Source organism: Kitasatospora sp. NPDC088779, assembly GCF_040685395.1.
In the GTDB taxonomy this organism is placed as follows: Bacteria; Actinomycetota; Actinomycetes; order Streptomycetales; family Streptomycetaceae; genus Kitasatospora.
On record NZ_JBFBHW010000038.1, the window covers coordinates 1 to 20,777 of the forward strand.

Here is a 20,777-nt window from a genome sequence, read left to right on the forward strand (position 1 = left end):
CAGCGCGGCAGCCTCCAAGCGCACGGCCTCACGGCGCTGTCGTGCCTTCGCCGTCAGCCCGCCCCCATCCGCATATCGCATGCGAGACGGTCTACACCGACAGGTGACCGTCCGTCAGTAAAACGGCAGATCCGTCACCCCAAAGAGCAAATGTCAGTACGACCGCTGGCGGCGGGATCGGAGGCAGTCGGGGACCGCGATGGGCCCTGAGCAGTGGGCGCGCAAGCAGCTCCCGTACTTGACGGGTGCCAGCTTCTCGCTGATCGGCCTGAGGCCGGTCGTCCAGTTGGAGCTGCTGTTCGCTCTCCAGGCCCGCGACGCTCGCGGCGGGAGGATCGCTCCGCATGTGCTGAGGACGATCACGACGAAGATCGCGGATCTGCCCAGTCTGGTGATGGCCCCACCCGAACGGATGGCCGTGGAGGTGTTCGGTAGAGGCGGGGATGTCCACGCCTTCGTGCGCGAGGCGATGCGGCATCTGAACGGCGCGTTCGACGAGCTCAACGGTGTTGACCCGACCGAACGGAACGTGTGGGACCTGGTGACGGTCGGCATCGCTTCGGAGAAGGGCGACGCTCCGCGCCGCAACACCGGGTATGCCGACTTCACGACCGTGGTCCAGCCATGGCTTCGGCAGGTGGTCATGGAGTGGGCCCGAACCGTCCGCCCGCAGGGGTCCCAGCTGAGCAAGCGACTGTTCGCGACGACGGCCGCATCGCGTGCGCTGTTCAGGCGTGTCGGCGGCGGAATGGAACCGTCCTCGCTGCAGTTCGCCGACATGACGGCGGTCGCGGACGCCTTCCGCGGCCTGCAGAAGGAGGACGGCAGCGACTACGCCAACAAGTACCGGGCGACGCTGTTCTCCGAGTTCTGCCAGTTGCTGGAATTCGGGCGGCAGGCGGGCCTGATGGACACCGTCCCTGGCGGTTTCGCCCGCCACAGTTCGCTTCGGATCGTCGTCGAGGAGCCGAACGAGGACGAGGTCGGCAAGGCGGTGCCAGAGTCCGTCATCCGCCAGCTCGACGCCTACCTAGGCAGCTTCGGCGACGGCATCACCTATGGCGACCTGGGATCCGACGACCTCAAGCTGATGTTCCAGGCCATCTACGAGTTGCTGCGGGATACCGGTCGGCGGCCGAACGAGATCGCCTCGCTGCACATGGACTGCTTGGAGCGGATCGACGGCGACTACAACCTGGTCTGGAACAACTACAAGGGCAAGCGGATGAACCGCCGGCTCCCGATCGACTCCGACACGGCAGGGGTCATTCAGCGATGGCAGCGGCGGCGTCGGGAGATGGCCGGGGCCGAGCACAGTCCGACGTTCATGTTCCCGGCCGCCACATCGGGCGACACGCGCCGCCACATACGCACCGGCGCGATCTCGAACGCAATGCGTGCCTGGGTGGACGGCATCGAGCGTCTGGACTCGGAGGTCCCCGACAGTGATGGCCGGCCGCTGCCCTTCGACCGGCAGCTGGTCTACCCGTATGCCTTCCGGCACTCCTACGCCCAACGGCACGCGGACGGCGGGACCCCGCTTGACGTGCTGAAAGAGCTTATGGATCACCGGGATGCGAAGACCACGCTGGGGTACTACAAGGTGTCCCTGAAGCGGAAACGCGAGGCCGTGGCGACGATGCGTCAGCACGTCGTGAACCGCTCCGGTCAGCCGGCGCCGATGTCTTCCAACACCGCCTACGAGCGGCGTTCGGTGCAGGTGGCGTTCGGTGGCTGTGTCGAGCCTAGCAACGTGAAAGCGGGCGGCAAGGCCTGTCCGATCCGCTTCCAGTGCGCCGGATGCGGATTTTACCGGCCTGATCCCTCCTACCTGCCCGCGATTGAGGACCACATCCGAGGCCTGAAGGCCGACCGGGAGATCGCGTTGGCGATGGACGCGGAGGACTGGGTCGTACGCAACATGACAGAGGAGGTTGCGGCGTTCAAGGACGTTGCCGAGAGGATGAAGACAAAGCTTGACCAGCTCGCTCCCGGAGAGCGGGCCGAGATCGAGGAGGCGAGCAAGATCTTGCGCAAGACCAGGGCAGTTAGGGGCCGCACCGTGCTGCCGGTGACCGTCGTCCAGCGGAAGGAACACGGGGCGTGAAGCGCACCCCGGCCGAGGTGCTGGCCGAAGCCCGCCGCCGTGACAGCCGCGACAAGCGAGCGAGGGCTCTGGCCGTGGTGGACGCTCTTGCGGCCCGCGGGGAGCCGGTCACCTTCGCCACGGTGGCCAAGACGGCCGGGGTGTCGAGCTGGCTCGTCTACGCGGAGGGAGTCCGTGAACACATCGAAGCGGCTCGCGCCCGACAGGCGGCCACCGACCGACGTGCAGGTGCTGCCGTCACCGGGGCCGGTACAGCGGGCTTGAAGACCGACCTGGAGTTGGCCCGCCAGGAAATCACCGCCCTCCGCGGCGAGCGGGACCGGCTTAAGGGCGCGCTGAGGCGACAGTTGGGCCAGCAGCTCGACCAGGCCGCCGCCGGCGACCTGGTCGCCCGTATCGAAGAGCTGACCCAACAGAACGAGGCACTGACCGTTGAGCGGGACACCCTCAGGCGTGAGAACGCCATGCTGGCAGAGAAGTTGGAGGAGGCGGAGGAGGATCTGATCGTGGCCAGGACCAGCCTGCGTCAGATGATCCGGGCCGAAAACAGGACCGACTAGCGGCAGACATTGGCCGCGTCCAGGCGGTGATCGAGCGTCCGGTCCGGATGCGCCTGTCGATGACAAGAGGCCCCCGCCAGCACAGGTGGGGGCCTTTCGCGCTCTGGGTGGTTGTCCTCGATATGCGCGCCCGCCTCCGCAACATCCCCGACGTCGAGAAGCTCGACGACCGCGCAGGAGAAATCGGAGATCCATCTCAGGACTGCAGGGTGACCAGCCATGGCCTATCGCGGACTTACGGCGGCGGTGGCTCGGGGGACCTCTGTGCTTGTGAAGCCGCGTTCACTGAAGTCTGCCCAGCCATGGCGACGGCCTTCATGTCGCCAGCATCGCTTCGTCGCAAGACGAAGATCTTGGCCAGGGCAAGCAAACTCGGCCCGCACAGCATGACGGAAAGCCACCAGGAAGTCGTCGCAACAAAAACGCCAGCGCCGAGCATCGCGATAGACACAACTGTTCCGGCCATGAGGTCAGCCATGTGTCGCCTGTGCGCCCGTTCTTCCCGCTTCTCGCATGCAGCTCGCTCCTCGGAAGCCATCTTCATGTCAAGCTGCCGCACACGCAAAAGGTGCTCACGTTTGAGCTGAGGCTCCAGCCCCTTGAGCGCAATGTCGAGCTTTTCGGGTCCAAGTACCTGGCCCCACTGAGCCGCAATGTTCATGGCAGCGGACAGCATCGGGTCGTCGCTGATGGGAGGCTGCCAGCGTGGTGCCGACGAGTCCTCATATGTACTCAACGTGTGACCCCTCCGCCTCCGCCAGAACCGATGCCGCGGGTAAGCGCGGTCGGCTCTGGCGGCGGTCCAAGACGCAGGAACAGCCGTGCCAGTGAATGGTCGATAGTTACTTCTGCAGCCTCTGCAAGCTCGGCGTCGACAACACCATCGGGCCGTTCAACCCGATACTGCCCAGGCGGCCGCAGCTCCCGTGCGTAAGGGATGTACCGCCAAGGCAGGCCCCAGGAAAGCGCTGGGGCCTTCTCCGTCTGCAGCATCTGTGCGAATTTCGAAAGATCACCGATGATGCTGACCACTTGAAGGCAGAACTCCCGGGCTTCCGTACTGCGCTCGCTGTCCATGAGGAGCTTGATGAGGTGGTTGTCAGCGATGACCCGTACCGATCCGTCTACTGTATCTAGATCAACCGAGTCCAGCGCATGGCTGACATCTTCCTCAAGCGCGTTCATTGAGGAGATCTCTTTGAGACCTTCCTTATCGCCGATGAGGAAGGCGTAGATCGCAGCCCGCTCTAGGTAGGTCAGATCAAGTAGTCCGTCCGGTAGGCGTTTCGTGACTACAACTTCGGCCGGCTGCCTACAGCTCTCGCGCTTGCGGTCCTTGCGCCACGAGATGAGGGACCGGAGCCGGGGGCTCACCCTTCCCATGATCACCTCCGCTTCACGCCAAGAGGCTTACAGGATATGCGCCTTGGAGCGCCCGTGGGGATGGATCCGCGATTGCGAGCCAGAAGCTAGACCTTCTGCAGCCACCCAAGCGCTGGATCCCTGCGGCAGCACGGTCCGGTCGTGTTGACCCCGGCGTCGAAGAGCATCAACCAGCGGGCAGTAGCTCTCATGCAGCATCCTCGCCAGGACCTGCTGGAGGCCTGGCACATCGGCAATGTTCCTTATGTGTCAGAAGGACGGATAGCTAGCTGACCTGGCTAGTGACTTGACAGCTCTAGATAACCAAGGATCTTTGGCGGTTCGCGCAAGATGCCAGCCGGATTCTCGACATTCCGCTGGTGCGGGTCGCGGACGGCCGCGACCCGTTCCAGGTCTTCCATGACGAGAAGTTCCTCGGGAACAGCCGGTTCACCCCGTGCACCCGCGTCCTGAAGATCATCCCGTGCCTCAGGTGGCTCACCGAGAACGCTGATCCCGAGCAGACGACGCTCTACATCGGCATCGACGCCAGCACGCACGACCGCCGGCGCATCCCGCCGATCGCCACCAACTGGCGACCCTGGCGCACTGCCTTCCCCCTGTGCGAAGAAGGAGAGCCGGCGCTCACCAAGGAAGAACTTCTCGACGAAGCCAGAAGAATGGGGATCGAGCCGCCCCGGCTGTACGAAATGGGCTATACCCATAATAATTGTGGGGGAGCGTGCGTGCGCGCTGGAAAGGCTCAGTGGATTTTGACTCTCAAGACCTTCCCCGAGCGATACGCGATGGCCGAGGCGCAGGAGGAGGAATTCCGAAGGAAGAACGGGGACTATGCCATCTTGAAGGAGCAGAGAAACAGGGTGGTCTACCCGCTGACCCTCAGGGAGCTCCGAGAGCGCGAGCAGGCCCGCCAGGGTGCCAACTCCTGACCGCACCCACCCTGCGCCCCCGCCGCTGCAAGCGGCCCAGCCGCCGCGCCGACCAAGTCCCCGGTCGGTGCGGCGTGCCCCTTGCCCGGCCTTGATCGAACCAGGGTGACGGCGCCGGAGCCGGTGGCATCGGGGTTGGCCGGCTCCACGCCGTCGCTTCGGTGCGACCAGCAATCCGGAAGCCCCGCAACCGCCCCGGCATGACCCGCTGAGGCCGCCCGCTCGCGGCGTTCAACGGTTCAGGTCGGCCGGACCGCTCCCGCACGTCACCGGGCCCGCCGGCGTGACCGGCCGGCCTGGCCGGGACACGCCCTCGGCGGTTCGGAAAACAACCCGGCAACCCCCTTGAATCGCCCAGCCACGCCGCTAAGTTGACGCCGTCGGCCGACCTGGATGAGGCGTACTTCTCTCCCGCGACCGAGACCTGCCGTGCGTGCGATCCGCCGCAAGCGGCCCCCCTACTCTCCACCCGGAGCTACCCCATGCCCCGATTCCTTCGCCTCCTCTCTGCCCGTGCACGCGCCCCGCACCCCGACCGGCCGCAGAACCCGCCCACCGACGACCGGCCCCGTCGCTACACCGCTACCGTCCTGCTCAACGTGACCACTGGCCCGCGCGGCGAGGCCCTCCACCTCTTCGGCTACCAGCACGGCCAGCCGCTCGCTCTGGTGGAGGTCCTCGGCGACGGTCCACTGGTCCTGACCGTCGACACGAGCACCATCGACGCGGCGGCCAACTCCGTATTTATCATCGGCAACGGTTCCTTCGCCGACTCGCTCGGCCGAAGCTGGCCTGGCGGCGTCCGGTGGGTGTCCATCGGCGATGTCCTGCAGATCACTGATCCCGGCGGCGACGTCCACTACCTGGCTGTCGCCTCCGACACGCTCGATCCCGTCGACGCCCCGACCAACCTCGTGCCGCTGCTCGGCAGCACCGCCACGAGCCACCCGTAGACGCGACCGCCGCGGACTCACACCGGCCGCCCGATTGTCCTGGCGGCCGGTGTCTTCAGCCGGGCCCGAAGGAACCCCAGCACCGTCCCCGGGCCACAGCGACATCGCTCTGCCCCGGGCCCGACTGGCCGCAAGCGCGAAGACCAGCCCCGTGTGGTGAACAACGCAAGCTCCTTCCCGCCGCTCGCAGGCGGGCGGAGGACCACGTCGAGTCCCTCCGCCCGTCGGCGGCCGATGTCCCATCGGCCCGGTCCAAGGCCGGTGCAGACACCGGCTGCGGGGGTCGGCTCATGACCTCCTTTCCTAACACCCCTTCCCCGTCCGCCGCAACGCATCGGTAGGCGTGGCGGCGGCGCCACCCACCGCCCTGACACTCAGGAGAACTCATGACCATGCCATCGCGTCGCCCGCACGCAGCCCGCGGATGCCTGCCCGAGCACGCCGATGTGGCCACCGTCCGATCCGTGCTCGACATCCTGGCCGGTGCCCGGATCCCCCGCGCCGACCTCGCCTCTGAGGAGGACCACCAGGCCGACGGCACCGGCTGCGGGGCCGGCGCCGTTGTGACCCCGAACGACCACCGCGCAGGGGTGACGGTGCAGTGGTACGAGGACGGAACCACCGATGAGGCCGGTCTCCCGACCCGCCGCGTGCCGACCGTCCGCGGCATGCGAAACCGTGCTCTCGACGAATGCGCCAGTCTGCTGATGGGCTTCGGCTACTCGGTGACCTCCTCGGCCTCGCCGCGGACCCGCACGAGGCGGGTGCAGTCCCTGCTCGTCTGCGGCGAACCGAGTGAACTGGCCACGACGGTGGCGCACGCCCTCGCCGCCCACGGCTTCGCGCCGGTCGGGGTGTTGCCGCTCTACTGGGACAGGCCGGACTGGTACCAGCTCGCGAGCGGGTCGGAAACCCTCAGTCTGAGCCTCTCCTACGCGACACCGGTGGAACGAGTTCGGGACGCGGTCGCCGCGCTTCGCGTGCGAGGCCTGAACGCCAACGAGGACCAACCCAGGCCGTACGGCAATGGCTACGGCATCCTGGTGCGCAAGGACAAGCGGCCCACCGGGGAACGCGACGGACTGCTCCCGGACACCCCCGAGTGTCGGGCGGCACGGGAGGTGCTGTGGCTTCGCGGCTTCTCCCGTGAGAACACCGAGCACGGGACGATCGGGCACCGGGTCTATCCGCAGCTGACCTCCGACCTGCGGAGCACCAGCACCGTTGGCAGCACCCCGGCCTTCGCACTCCCCGCACTGCACGACAAGGTGAGTGTCACCGCGCCGGACACCGCCTACGCGGAAGGGCGCGGCCGAGAACTGGCAACGGCACTGTCGGCCGCGCACGAAGAAGCGTTCACAGCGGTTGGCTGGCGGGTGGTCCGAGAAGACCCGATCACCATCACCGTGTGCCGGCGGCCCGCGTCCGAGGACGCGACCGAGCCGGACACGACACCCGCGGACGCTGAACCCGCGGCCTGACGGTTGCCCACCCGGGCACGCGTGCGCCGGGATCGGAACGGGCAGGCCCCCTTTGCGGTGCGCCACGCCGACAGCAGCGCACAACGGCTCAGCGCCACCTGCGGCCCAGCCGCGGAGGCCCTCCGGCCCAACGCAGTACCACCCTGTGCCGACCCCCGGCGCCCCGGACCGGACCCGGGGCGCCGGAGCGGTCGGTGCCCGCCCAGCGGCGAGCGGTCGGCCCGCGCCCGGGCCTCGACTTCATGCAAGCCCCGCAATCTGGGCACTCGCCGCGCTTGATCGGACGTGGCGTATGGCTACCTTCCGGTTGGGGGAGCGCCCCGGCGGCTGCACGACCAGCGAAGTCCCGCCGGGTCGCGCCGACCGGGCACCACACTCACCGTGCGCGGCCGAACGCCGTTGCCGACGTGCGTGCTGACCCTCACCCACATCCCCGCTTCGAACGGAGAGCCATGACCGCCCCACAGAACACCCCGGGATCCGTCACCGCAGCCATGCTGCTTTCGGCGGCAACCTGCCTGTACTGCCTCTGCTTTAGCGACGTCCCGGAACCCGCGACGCACCTCCTGACCCACCACCCCCGCGGCGAGGTACTGACGGTGTGCGGCCCGTGCGCAGAAGATCCCTGGGTCCACAACGCACTCGAGGAGATTGCGCTGGCTGCCGCCGCCCCATTCCGTCTCACGGGCTGACCGCAGGCGCCCCCCGGGCGCAGCCGCCGCAAGCCAGCGGCGCCGCTCCTCGGCGTCGGACTGGGCGTTCGGCCCCCCCCGAGCGGGGGGCACGCGGTCCCGCCACCCGCCGTCCATCAACGAGGGCAGTCTGCCATCACGCCCGTCCCGTAGCCGCTTCGGGACGGGCTCTTGGCGTGGTGTCGAACGGCGTGGCCGACTCCCTTGGGGGAGGCAGTTCAAAGATGCAAGTGTTGGTGACTTCGCTATCCGCCGACCGGGGGCGGACACAGTGCCCACCGTCCTGGGCAGCGGCGTCGGTGGAACGGGACTGGACAGCCCGGCCCGCCAGCGGCAACTGCGGTGCGCTACCACGGAGGTCGACTGCCGAGTCCGCGCGAGGACATACGGACGGCATACTTCCCAGCCCCGCTTCTGGAGGTTGACCGGAGAGCTGTCACGCCTAGCGTGCCCACAGGCGCCGGCTCGGCTCCGACCTTCTGATGCTCCTCGCCGACAGGCGCGCGAGCCATCCCAGCACGACCGCGCCCCGGCGCCCTCGCCCGACCTGCGGTCGACGCCGGGTCGACCGCCAATACCCCCTCAGGGAGCCAACCAGCCATGACCGATCCAATGAAGGCCGCGCGCAACCCTGTGGACCGGCTCGCAGGCCTCGCCGGCCGCTTGGGCGTCGACGCGCCACATCGCCGACGAGATCCACGAAGCTCTTGCCGCCTTTCACCTCGCCGACCAACACCTGGACGACGCAGAGGCTGAAGCGACACCCCTCACCGTCCGCTGGGGCGGGGAGGAGACGTGGAAGGAGCCCGGCCCGGACGGCACCACTGCGTGCGTTCCGCTCACCGGTCCCGGCGGAGTCCCCCTGGTCCTGCGCCTCGACGGTGAGGCACCGGAGGTTCTCGCCGGCATGCTCACTCTCGGAGACCTGCCGGTGGAGTTCGAAGACGAACCCGCCCGCACCGACCCTTGCCAGGCCACGGGCAGGGGAGGCCAGCACGACTACGACGTCACTGAGACGGCTTCCGTGCGCGGAGCCAGCCTTCTGGAGGCCGCCCGCGTGGCGGCCGAGGCGAGGCCGTGCTCCCACCCGCGCGACGTAGACGACCTCGGCATCGACGACCCCGCCACGGGTTCCACCACCATGGTCGACCTGGCCGCCGGCACCGGCCGGGCGGGCCCCCGGTCGCCGGACGTGGACGTGCTGCTGGTCGACCACCACCACGACGGGACCGAGATCCACGTCTTCGTCGACGGCGTCGAGACAGATCCCGAGGACTCCACCTCCGGTGCCGCCTTCCACATCGTCGACCCCGGCTGTGAGGAGGACACCCCCGACCACGAATGGTTCCTCGCCCAGGTCACCCACCAACCGCGCACGCCGGCCGCCGTACGGGCCTTCCCTCGGCACTGTGGCCAGGCGCTACCACCGCTGCGATGAGGCCTGCAGGCCCCAGCCCGGTATCAGGAGCGGGGCTGACCAGTGAGCACGACCCACTGATCACACCTCACCCGGGTATCCCCGCCCAGAGGCAGGCCGGCGATACCCGCCCCAGAGCCCACGGCTCCGGTACCCGGCGGCCTGCGGGACGGGACCCACTCGCCGGGACGTCGTCGGCGCCCGCGCGGTGCTGGCCGACTCAAGCACCGTCGCAGCCGCGCCCACCGGCGCACCGCCGCAGCCCGCCCCCGGTCCAGCAGTGCTTGGGATACGGGGTCTGGCTCTTGCGGGACACCTACCGGGACGCCCGCTGCCTTGCCCACGGGCACGGACACCGTGCTGGCTACCGGCGTGCCACACAGTCCGCCGCCCGCCGCCCGTTCGTCGAGCAGCAACTCGACCAGGGCACCGCCTCGGCCGAGCCGACGAAGGACGGCACCTGGTCCTCGGACGACATAGCCACCACGAGCGGTCCGGCCGCACACAGGCGGCCGGACCACTCGTGCTACCGCGATCCGCCCTCCCGCGCAGCCGCTCCACCGCGTCGCCCCACTGTTGAACCCCCAGCGCTATAGCCGGCCCCGCCTCTGCCCGCCACCTTGGCGCGATTCCGGGGGAACCGCGCCGCTGGCTCACCCCCATCCCGTGGAGAGCGGCCGGCCGCGACACCGTTCGGCAGTCCGTCCGCAACCCAACCGGCGGCAGCGGTGGTCGCGTGCCGACCAAGGGACGGCCCACCCGTCCACTCACCAGGATGGGGACGGGAAGCGGTCGGCCGGGCGGCCGCCGCCGCTGCCGCTGCCGCTGCCGTTCTGCAACCAGAGCCAGGCCGGTCGGGGGTTGATTCCCGAAATCGCGCGCCTACGTTCCGGGGTGGCCCGAGTACGGCCTTCAATCCCGCATCCAACGTCACCCCCCGCCCGCGCCGTCCCACCCCTGCCCGGGTGGATCTGGCTAGCCCCAGGGCGGTGCGCAGGGGAGATGCCGGGGGGGCAAGGCACCCGGGCCTGCCCCGGGGCCCCACAGCCCCGGAGTGTGGTTGTTCATCTGGCCAGACGGTGACCACACCCCGGAACGGGGTCCCCAACTCCGCTACAGGAGAGGTGGATCCACCATGGCACACGCGAGTCCGCGAATTCCAGCAGTACCCCGACGAGCCACCCCACAAGGCGATACCACGCCCGCCCGTCGGACCAGGTCCGCCGTCCCACCCGCACAGGCCGGTCCCAGCGGCCACGACCAGGCCTCACCCGGCGCCGAGGGGAAGGCGTCCTCGACGGCAGCGGCCCGGGCCCTGGCCCTGGCCCGAACCCCGGCGACTGTACGGATCGCCGTCCTACGTGACACCGTCCGACGGCTCCTGGAGACGAACCGGCGGCTGCGGCAGCAGCTGGCCGCGAGCGAGGACCGGGTGCGGGCGCTGACCGAGGAACGAGGCCACCTGCTCACCGAGTTGGCAGACGCCCGCATCGACCCGCTCAGCGGCCTGGCAGTTCGCCGGGCCTTCACTCGCAACGCCACCGAACTGCTGCGCGCCACCGGCCACAGGTACTGCCTGCTCCTGCTCGACCTCGACGAGTTCAAGCCGGTGAACGACCAGTTCGGACATGCGGCCGGTGACGCCGTCCTGACAGAGGTCGGAGCACGCATCACCCGATGGCTGGGACCGACAGAAACCGCCGCACGATCCGGCGGCGACGAGTTCGTCGTCATGGCCGCGCAGGACGCCCGCCTGCTAGCTCGCATTCGGGCCCTGCGCGAGGCGATCGCCGAACCCGTCGCCTACCAGGATCTGCACCTGACCGTCGGAGTGACGGTGGGATCGGCCGAGGTGACAGACGGCTTGTCCAAAGCGCTCGGCGAGGCCGACCAGGCGATGTACAAGGCCAAGGGCTCCGGTCGGCGGGGACGCTCCGCCATCACACCCGGCCACGCGTAGCGGCCCTCCCGCCCGGTACCTCACACGAGGTGCCGGGCAGCCGCGTCCGGCCCCGGCGCCGGACTGACCCCGTGCACGACGCCGGGGGTTGCGCACGCGGAGACCGGCTGCGCCCGTCGGACCCAGACATCTCGGCCGATGGCCGCCCGGGCCGGGGCGGAAGCCCAGGCCGGAGCAGACCGGACTGGATCAGTTGACCGGCTGTCCGGAGTGGCTACCTTCTACCTTGCGGCCGGCGGTCGCAGCCGAGCGCCCGGCCTCGTGTGCGGGTGGTACGGGACCTTCGCGCCCGACACCCTGCTGAATGAGTCGCAAGACGCCGACGCCGCCCCGTCTCTCGGTGTCACCACACCGAGGCCCGCGGCGGCCCGTCGGCCGCGGGGCCGAACCCCGACCGCGCTCCGTCCGCCATTCACACCGCGCTGCTGCCCACCCGGGCTCCCGGCGTGTTCGCCTCTCAAGCCGCCACCCCCTAGGGACAGGCGGGGACGGCCGAACCCGCAGCGACGGAAGGCCAACCAACCCTCTACCAAGGAGGTTTCCGCATGCTCTGGGACCTTGTCCCCGGCCAGCGACTCGACCGCTCCGACGTGCACGCCCGCTTCGGCGGCCTCGCCCGAGGACGCATAAGCCCCTCACGTGCCAGCGAGAACATCCTGCTGTTCACCACCCCGACCACCATCGCCAGCGCCTTCGACGGCTGGACCGGCGACCGCGTCCTGTTCGGAGGGACAGGCGGCTCCAACGGTGGGGCTCTGGTCCACTTCTTGTGGGCGAGTACGCAGGGTGACTGTCGCTTGTCGTCAGATGGCTGTCGAGGTCGCCCGAAAATCGTCCCGACTGGGTGGAGTGGGGTCGACAGTTCTGCCCCGTGAACGAAGTACAACCGCAGCTGGACGAGCTGTTGTTCTGGTCGGTGGAGAACGTGTCGGTGGAGTCGGTAGATGTGGCCGACGCTGTCGTGCGCGTGGAGGCCCGGACTTTGGCCAGCGGGGCAGCCTGTCCGGGCTGCGGGTGTTGGTCGGAGCGAATACACGGCTCTTACCTGCGGTTTCCCCGCGACCTGCCGACCGCTGGCAAGCTGGTTGTGGTGTCGTTAAGGGTGCGCCGGTTCGTTTGCGCGGAGGGCTCCTGTCCGCGCAAGACGTTTGTCGAGCAGGTACCGGGACTCACGCGTCGGTTCGGTCGGCGGACGGAGCGGCTGCGATCGACGCTGGTCTCGGTCGGTCTCGCGCTCGCGGGACGGGCCGGTGCCCGAATGTCGGACGCCTTTGGGGTACGGGTCAGCCGGAACACGCTGCTGCGGCTGGTCACCTCCCTGCCGGATCCACCCACCGCCACACCCCGCGTTGTCGGCGTGGACGAATACGCTCAGCGCAAGGGCCGGGTCTACGGAACGGTGCTCGTCGACGTTGAGACACGTCGGCCGGTGGACCTCCTGCCAGACCGAGAGGCGGACACACTCGCCGCCTGGCTTTCCGAGCGGCCCGGAATCGAGATCATCTGCCGTGACCGCGCCGTCTTCTACGCCGAAGGCGCTACCCGCGGCGCCCCGCAGGCCCTCCAGGTGGCCGACAGATGGCACCTCTGGCACAACCTCGGCGAAGCCGCCGAGAAATGCGTCTTCCAGCACCGCGCCTGCCTGCGCCCGGCACCGGCGCCGTTGGAGGGGCCAAAGCCGGCGCCGGATTCACCCGTGTCGTCACCGTGGCCGACCGGCCACCGATTCGCTGAGCGGACCCGCGCCAAGCACGCCGCCATCCACGCACTCCTGGCCGCCGGCCACAGCAAGCGGTCCATCGCCCGCCAGCTCGGTATGGGCCTCAACACCATCCTCCGCTTCTCCCGAGCCGCCGAGCCCGAGCAGTTGTTCACCGGCCAGTGGCAAAGCCGCCCCACCAAGCTCGATGCCTTCAAGCCCTACCTCGACCAGCGATGGCAGGACGGCTGCACCAACGCCTGGAAGCTATGGGAGGAGATCAAGGAACAGGGCTACCCAGACGGCTACGGCAGAGTTCGCGACTACGTCAGCCGGAACTTACGCGGCAAACCCCAGCCGGTCGGCCCTCGGCCGCCATCCGCCCGCGCCGTCACCCGCTGGATCCTCACCCACCCCGACGCCCTGGCCGAAAGCGACCAGCTCCAGCTAAAAGCCGTAATGGCCAACTGCCCCGAACTGGACGCACTCGCCAGGCACGTCCGCTCCTTCGCTCACATGCTCACCCAGCTGCAAGGCCACCAACTGCCGGAATGGATCGAGGCCGCGACGACCGCCAACCTGCCCAGCCTCCAGCGATTCGCCCGGCACCTGGAACGCGACCTCGACGCCGTTACTGCCGGACTCTCACAGCCGTGGAACTCCGGAGTCGTCGAAGGCCACGTCAACAGGATCAAGATGCTGAAGCGCCAGATGTTCGGCCGCGCCGGCTTCGAACTCCTCCGCAAGCGCGTCCTGCTTTACACGTGACACCCGGGCAGGGCTCCGGCTCGTCGACGCAATAGCCTCGGTCTGTGACCCAAAGCCGCAGACAGACCGAGCAGCCTCATCCCGCCGAGCTCCCTACCTTTCGGACACTGCTGGACAGGACGAACTGGGCGTCGCTCGCCACGGCCCGTGGGACGGGTGAAGCCCTGCCGGCGGCGCTGACACTCCTCACCGACCCTGACCCGGTCATCAGGGAGTCTGCTATCCAGGATGCGCTGGGGCCCGTGTCTCACCAGAACAGCATCTACGAGGCCACCGTGCCCGTGGCGCTCTACGTCGCAGCGATCCTCAACCATCCGCCTGTCACGACAGGCGACTTCAGCCACGACGCCAAGACACCCCCGACCCGCCCGACTCTCGTGCGGCTGCTCGACTGGCTCGGCGACACCGCCTACGACGCCGACGACGAGTGCGTTGCCATTAGCGAACGTCACTACGGTAAGAGTTTTCTCGATGAGTACGAGGAAATGCGTGCGTTTCGGGACGCGCGCCCTGCAATCTTCTCCGCTGTTCATGCCCTCCTCAGTCATGACAACGCCGACGTGCGCCACACCGCCCTTGTCGCTGCCATCCCCCTCATAGAGCACCCCCTTCTCACCCAGCACCAGGCCGATCTGGCCGGCCACGCCCGACGTCTACTGGCCACCAGCACTGACCGGCGCCACCGAGACCGCGTCCTGGACGCGCTGAAGGCTTGGGGTCACGACACCGGCGGCCTGGAGAACGCGTCCGACGTCGCAGCCCGCGAGCACTACGCCCGCCTCGAAGCTGCACGCGCTTCTGCGGACGGCAACTGGACGGGCTGCGGCTACAGCGAAGACCCGCCGTTCTGACTCAAGGTTCAAAGCGCTCCGAATCACCCACTGATCACCCGGCGTGGCTGCCCCACAAGAAGTGGACCAGAGCCAACGGTGGGGACCAGAGCCTGACCTACGGCAACGCGACTATCCTCCGGCACGAGGAGGAACAGCGCGCACTGCGCCTGTTCCTCCAGCAGGACAACGGCATCGTCGAATACGTCGGCGCGTACCGCCTCGACCCACTCCTGCCCTTCGTACACGCCGACGCCCCCGCAGACCTTCGCCGCTCGCTGGAGGTGAGGCGCGTCGTCATCTTCCGGCTGATCCCGGTCGACGACCCGCCGAAAGGCCTGCCAATCGCGTCCCCCACCTCCAGCGAGCGTGAGATCCACAAGACCGAGCCAGGAGTCCGCAGCAGCCCATTCGACGGAGAGCCGAGCCCGGCCCAACAAACGGCCGCCAAGCTGCTGCTGCGATACGCAGCATTCGCACGCTGGTCCCGTCAAGCAGAGGTCACCGGATACCGGATCAAGACCCGCGCCAGCCTTACCGATCTGCACGTCGACCTGTTCGACGTCACCCACAACGAAGTGCTGGTGGTACTGCCCAGCTGCGCCCGCCCGGGCATCTGGGAGGCGTTGGGAAGGTTGCACGACCAGGCCCGGTTCTTCACACCCTTGCCCCGTCGTGTGCTGCTCCTGCCCGATGAACCCGACGCCGACCTAACCGAACTGCTCCTGGTCCAGCACGTCACCGCCGTGTGGCCCTCCGGCCCGCGTGAGTTCTCCCGCACCAGCTCCATGCTCTGATCGCCCCGCCCCGCCGTTCGGCATAGGCGGGGCGCCAGCATGTTCGGGGCCCGCCACCCGCCTCTGCGGGTCGAACAGAGTTGCGCCCCACAGCGCGTAGAGACTGCCAGCAGCTGCCGCACACACAACTGCAGGTTGACCGGCTCGACGCCGTGTCTACCGTCCACCCCGGCAAGCACACCGGCCGGACCCGCCCCCGTAGCGGAGCACATTGCCTGTGCCACCCGGGCGGGCCCCGAATCTGACAAACGAGGAGGTCACCCGACCATGACCCCGTTCGCCGCGCACGTCCGCGCGCTGCTTACCGACGAGACCACCGCCGACATCGGCGCCGTCCTCATCGAACTGGAGAAGACAGTCCAGCAGGCCACTCCGTTGGAGGCCATCGGACCACTGAACGAGAGCGACGTGCTGCCGCGGTTGATGCGCATCTGTCGCCCCGACCCCGAGACACACCGCTTCCAGGGCATACAGCCCGGCGCTGAACTCACAGCTGTCGGAGACCTCGAACTCCCCGGACGGATCCCGGGCAGCGGTATCTCATTCCCGGACGACATGCTGGCCTATGCCCGCTCCCTCGCCGACAACGTGCGGACCCCGCGCTTGGACAGCCTCGACGCGGTCGAGGGTACGACGGTCGGAGTACTCCTCATCGTTGGCTGTCGGATCGTCGGGCCGGTCGGGAGAAATCGTCAGCGTGCCCTGTTCGCTGTCCTGGCAGACGGCACGGTGTTCTCCATCGTTCGTACCCAGGGGCAGAATGCGCTCTGGAAGGGCAGGCACCACATAGCCACCAGCCGACACGACCTTCTGTCGGCTCTGTGGCGTATCGGACAGGCAGTGCGGGTCTTCCCGACCGTCACACCGCTTCCGCCTGCTCACTTCTGGTAGAAGGAACTCTTCGTTGATCAATCTCGGCCGCGGTCTGTAGAGACCGCGGCCGACGACCGTTTCCTCGCCGAACTGCATCCGAGCCCGGTCTGTCGGCAGCCTCATCACCCAGGGTTGACCGCTCTCGCACTGGCCTTGGAGGCAGCGATCGCCGCTCTCGTTGCGTACCGGGACGTTGCCCTGACAGCGGGCGCCTCGGTCGGCACGGCCCCGCCTTCGAACCGCAGGACGTGCCGGAGACACTGGGCGCGGCGGACGCCGTCCTCTACGAGATCAAGGGCCGACAGCCGCCGGGGATGCGACGCGGCCGATCACAGGGCACGGTCGAGGGGACCGCACTCCCGCGTACCACCGCCCGGGCGGGGTCCCGAAGCGGACAGGGGCCCCGCCCGGACGGGCAGAGCCAGGCAACGACGCGGGCCGCTGCCTGCCGGCGCGCCAACGCCGGAACCGGATAGTGGACTTGACCGGCTACGCCCGGCGCCTACGGTTCCTCCCATCCGTCCGGCCACCCCAGGTCGCACGGCGCCACGCACCGGGTCCCGCCGATGGGCAGCCCGGCCAGCCCGGCGACACCACAACCGTCCGCTTCCGGACGGTGTGTGCGGCCCAAGCCACGAGCCCTGGAGACCCCCGATGCTCAACGACCTAGCCCTCAGCGTCACCGAACTCCTTCCCAAGCCCGCAACGCAACCACGCTCCTGGACCCTCGAAGCGGAGCCGTGCGTCCTCTTCAACAGCAGCCCGGCGGCGGCGCTGGCCGACGGTGCCCGCCGAGTCCTGATCGGCCAGGACTCACCGGACACGCTGATCGTGGCCGGCCACTACGGCCACGCAGTGCCTTTCCCGATCGGCGACTATGAATTCGTGCGCGTCGATCAGGCCGCCCCTCAGCGCATCGCCTCCGCGATCCTGCGTACGATCCTTCCCGACCTCGACCAGCACGCCGCCCGGACCGAAGGCAGCGGACGCCGCCTGCTGCGGCGCATGCGAGCCCAGCACACGCTCGTCCTGGCCGTACCCGAGGGCGCGATTGCCTCCGCCGTTTGCGAAGGCCAAAGCCTCTGCTGGACCCCCAGCCCGGGAACAGCAGCGAAGGCCACCGTGAACGAGCGCGGTGACATGGTGACCATCACCGCCGGGCTGACCCTCGCTACGGTCGAACGAGCCCTTCCCGTAGTCCTCCCGCACGGGCCCAGCCCCTGGACCACGCTCAACTCGGTCTACGGCCCCGTGGCCCGGCGGCTGATCGCCGCCCACCACGGCCTGCGCACCCACAAGAACGAGGACCGCCCGGGTACGGACATCATCGACACCACCGAGCTCGGCTACACCGCGGTGGACCGCCCTCTGTCCGTCGCCCTGAAGCTGCCCGTCCCACAGCGGGCTACTCCTACCGCCCGTGTCACGCTGACCACGACGACCGGCCTGGATCTGGCAACCGCCCTCATCCCCAAGCTCTCCCACTGACCCAATGGCCCGCCTTCCGCGCGGGCGCCAACTGGGTCTGGAGCCGGCTCCACACGCTGAGAACCTTTCCGGTCCGCTACGCCATGGCCGGGTCCGAGGAGGAGGTCATCCGGGCCGAGCGCGGGGATTAATCGATCCTCAAAGAACAGCGCAACAAAGTGGTCCACCGCCTGACGCTTCGAGGGCGGGGCCTGAGCCTGCGCGAAGAGGAAGCCCGAAACAACCAGGACGAATAACGGGACAACGCCGCAGCCGCCCCATCCCATACGGGACAGGGGCGGCTCGGCCGTTTTCCTGACCGCAACCCATAGGGGCGCATCCGTCGACGATCCCACGCCATGCGCGACCACACACATTCGGACCGGAAGACCAGGGGGAGAACCCCCACGGCCCTGGCCCGGCACAGGGAAGGGCCCGCAAAATGCCTACAGGAGAGGCCTCTCCGAAGGGGATTTCTCCCGGTTTAAGCACGACTTGACTGGCCCTTTCGAGGCCGTACCTTCACCTCCATCGAAAGCGACCCAAGAAGGAGTCGCTAAAGATGGAGAGAGAAATACATGAGCATCCCGAAGAATCATCGCGACCTCGGGCAGGGAACCGTCGTCCCATTTCCCATCTCGCCGGAATACGTGAAGGGATGGACCACCCCGAGGGCGATCGTCGAACTGATCGCCAACGCCCTCGACGAGGACCCCAATGCGACCGTCCACTGGGCCGACGGGAACCTCACCATCGAGGACAACGGCCCCGGAATCGCCCAGGACGCATTCCTCCTCGGAGCCTCCAAGAAGACCGCCAACCAGATCGGCCAGTTCGGCGAAGGCAAGAAGCTCGCCGCGCTCGTCCTGGCACGCGACCCGGCCATCGGCGAGATCTGGTTCGACACCGTCGGCTACACCTTCACCCCGACCATCGAGAACCGCAGCCTCCTGGACGGCATCGTCCCGACCCGGAACGGCACGGCATCCGCAACCCTGGTCTACACCCTCTACCCCTTGGACCGGACCGCCGGGACAAAGATCACCATCCAGTGCCCCCAAGAGGTCGCGGACGAGGCCATCGCACGCGTCCTGTACCTCACGGAACCCGACTACACCCCGCCCGCAGGCAAGGCCCGCATCCTGCTCGGCGGGGTCCCCGGACGGATCTACATCGGCGGAGTCCTCGTCACGGACGACCCACGGCTCTCCGTCAGCTACGACCTCCCTCTGGCCCTCGCCAAGGGGGACCAGAACCGGGACCGAACCTTCATCGACGGCCGGGCACTGGAACGGCACCTCACTGGCGCCCTCGCCAGCTGCGCCGAACCGGGCGTCATCGAGCACTTCGTGAGCAGGGCCCTCGCCAAGGAGCCCATCGCCGCCCAAGAGCAGTACTTCGCCGCCGTCCACGACTACGACGTCCGACTCGCTTTCCGGCGGATCGCCGAGCAGGTCCTCCCAGCCGGAAAGCGGGTGTACTACCAGGGCAAGAACGAAGGAGTCGAGGGCATCGAAACCGACGCCTGGCTTCTGGACAGCGGTGTACACCTCGTGGAGACCGATCTGCCCAGGTGGCAGCACGAAGAACTCATGAGGCTTCTCGGGGTCGAGCGCAGGCACACGGCAGAGCACAGGGAGGCCGACCGGCAAGAGCGCACGACCATATGGGTCAACCACAAGGACCTCTCCGAAGCACAGCGTCAGAACCTGGACGACGCCGCAATGCTGCTCCGCTCAACCCTGGGGGAAGAAAGCGTCGGAAGGGTCCGGGCCTATACCGAGAGCCGCCTGGTCGGCTACGGCACCCTCGGAATCTACGACCACAAGGCCGATACCATCGGCTTCCACCTCGACACACTGAGCAGCCGAGACACGACCATCAGCACCGCCATCCGTATGGCGGGCCACCGCAAGGCCTATCTCCAGAAGACCCGCCACACCGAAGGCGCCCACGGATTCACGGAGGCCCTCACGGAGATAGCCGTCACCTTCCTTGAGGCGTATCTGGCTCTGGCAGCCGACTCGACTGTCAGTCGCCAGCCCGCCGCCGACGGAACCCAGCAGGGAACAACCCTTCCCGCCGACACCGGGTCCACCAGTCACAAGTCCCCCACCAAGTACACCAAGCCGAACCGCAACGAAATCGCACGGGCGAGGCACCTCCGTGACGCGCCGCCGGTGCGCCGCCGCCTCGCCGAACTGCTCCACCAACGCATGAACGAGGTCCAGACCGCGACCGAAACCAAGAGCATCGTCCGCATCCTCCAGACCGTTGCCCTGACCAAGGCCTACTGGGACGTGCTCGACAGCCCCCACCCCGTGGGCTGGCGCCGCCGCCAAGGCATTAGCTGCGTGATCGACTATGACAAGATCACCGCCATCGCCGACCTCGTGGGGGTCAACCCCGCCGTGATCTTCCTCGCCCACATGGCAGAGGAAGGCCCCACCTACAACCGGCGCGGCAACGACCACAGCCAGAAGCCGTGGTCCGGCCGCCTCCAGGGACCGGTCACCCGAGCCATCTCTGACCTCCAAGCAGCCGGAGGCATCTACGCCGAACAGATCCCCAGCATCCAGGCCATGGCCAACGGACAGACCCCCTACGACAACGAAGGACAGTGGCTGAAGCCGCTTCACACCCTGCTCAAGGCCGAAGAGGAACGACTCGGTTAAAGCACCAGTGCCGCCCGGCTCACCACATGGAGAACCGGGCGGCACACCCATCTCTACCCGCCAAGCAGGAACACGGTCCGGACGGCAGCGCATTCGCCTGCGACGTTTTCCGGTCCGACGAGGAGTTGGGCTGCCCGTCTGGGAACTCCAGCGTGAGGAGCACAGACTGCACGTCCCCCGCGACTG

General features: G+C 68.3%; 15 protein-coding genes. 13 read left to right on the forward strand and 2 right to left on the reverse strand.

The window, feature by feature from the left end; all coding sequences use genetic code 11:
• Positions 1-199: 199 nt before the first annotated feature.
• Positions 200-2,107: a site-specific integrase gene (locus AB0P03_RS28955; protein ID WP_363631573.1), complete on the forward strand. Its 1,908-nt coding sequence runs from the start codon at positions 200-202 to the stop codon at positions 2,105-2,107.
• Positions 2,104-2,667 carry a DUF6262 family protein gene (locus tag AB0P03_RS28960; protein WP_363631575.1) on the forward strand — a complete coding sequence of 188 codons (564 nt, stop codon included), beginning with the start codon at positions 2,104-2,106 and terminating at the stop codon, positions 2,665-2,667. The genes AB0P03_RS28955 and AB0P03_RS28960 overlap by 4 nt, the downstream gene beginning before the upstream one ends.
• 235 nt (positions 2,668-2,902) lie before the next feature.
• Here the strand turns inward: AB0P03_RS28960 and AB0P03_RS28965 are convergent, their stop codons facing one another.
• Positions 2,903-3,343, reverse strand: coding sequence for a hypothetical protein (locus AB0P03_RS28965; protein WP_363631576.1), 441 nt, complete (start codon positions 3,341-3,343; stop codon positions 2,903-2,905).
• 56 nt (positions 3,344-3,399) lie between these two features.
• Positions 3,400-4,050 (reverse strand): hypothetical protein, encoded by a 651-nt coding sequence (locus tag AB0P03_RS28970; protein ID WP_363631578.1) that lies wholly within the window; start codon positions 4,048-4,050, stop codon positions 3,400-3,402.
• 359 nt (positions 4,051-4,409) lie between these two features.
• On the opposite strand from AB0P03_RS28970, the gene AB0P03_RS28975 reads away from it, so the two are divergent.
• From AB0P03_RS28975 to AB0P03_RS29025, 11 genes are all read left to right on the forward strand, one after another.
• On the forward strand, positions 4,410-4,979 hold the full coding sequence (locus AB0P03_RS28975) for a hypothetical protein (RefSeq protein ID WP_363631579.1): 570 nt from the start codon (positions 4,410-4,412) through the stop codon (positions 4,977-4,979).
• 482 nt (positions 4,980-5,461) lie between these two features.
• Positions 5,462-5,932, forward strand: a complete 471-nt coding sequence (locus AB0P03_RS28980; RefSeq protein ID WP_363631581.1) for a hypothetical protein — start codon at positions 5,462-5,464, stop codon at positions 5,930-5,932.
• 386 nt (positions 5,933-6,318) lie between these two features.
• The gene (locus tag AB0P03_RS28985; protein WP_363631582.1) at positions 6,319-7,413 is read left to right on the forward strand and encodes a hypothetical protein; all 1,095 of its coding nucleotides are present in this window, start codon (positions 6,319-6,321) and stop codon (positions 7,411-7,413) included.
• Positions 7,414-9,012: 1,599 nt separating this feature from the next.
• Positions 9,013-9,543 (forward strand): hypothetical protein, encoded by a 531-nt coding sequence (locus tag AB0P03_RS28990; protein WP_363631583.1) that lies wholly within the window; start codon positions 9,013-9,015, stop codon positions 9,541-9,543.
• A 1,411-nt stretch (positions 9,544-10,954) separates the two neighbouring features.
• Positions 10,955-11,482 (forward strand): GGDEF domain-containing protein, encoded by a 528-nt coding sequence (locus AB0P03_RS28995; RefSeq protein ID WP_363631585.1) that lies wholly within the window; start codon positions 10,955-10,957, stop codon positions 11,480-11,482.
• Between the two features lie 871 nt (positions 11,483-12,353).
• Positions 12,354-13,949, forward strand: a complete 1,596-nt coding sequence (locus tag AB0P03_RS29000; RefSeq protein ID WP_363631587.1) for an ISL3 family transposase — start codon at positions 12,354-12,356, stop codon at positions 13,947-13,949.
• 44 nt (positions 13,950-13,993) lie between these two features.
• The gene (locus AB0P03_RS29005; protein WP_363631589.1) at positions 13,994-14,800 is read left to right on the forward strand and encodes a hypothetical protein; all 807 of its coding nucleotides are present in this window, start codon (positions 13,994-13,996) and stop codon (positions 14,798-14,800) included.
• Positions 14,801-15,063: 263 nt separating this feature from the next.
• Positions 15,064-15,576 (forward strand): hypothetical protein, encoded by a 513-nt coding sequence (locus AB0P03_RS29010; protein WP_363631591.1) that lies wholly within the window; start codon positions 15,064-15,066, stop codon positions 15,574-15,576.
• A gap of 267 nt (positions 15,577-15,843) precedes the next feature.
• Positions 15,844-16,467 (forward strand): hypothetical protein, encoded by a 624-nt coding sequence (locus AB0P03_RS29015; protein ID WP_363631592.1) that lies wholly within the window; start codon positions 15,844-15,846, stop codon positions 16,465-16,467.
• A gap of 636 nt (positions 16,468-17,103) precedes the next feature.
• Entirely contained in the window at positions 17,104-17,937 is an 834-nt protein-coding gene (locus tag AB0P03_RS29020) for a hypothetical protein (RefSeq protein WP_363631593.1), read from the forward strand.
• Positions 17,938-18,494: 557 nt separating this feature from the next.
• On the forward strand, positions 18,495-20,591 hold the full coding sequence (locus AB0P03_RS29025) for a hypothetical protein (protein WP_363631594.1): 2,097 nt from the start codon (positions 18,495-18,497) through the stop codon (positions 20,589-20,591).
• Positions 20,592-20,777: the final 186 nt, after the last annotated feature.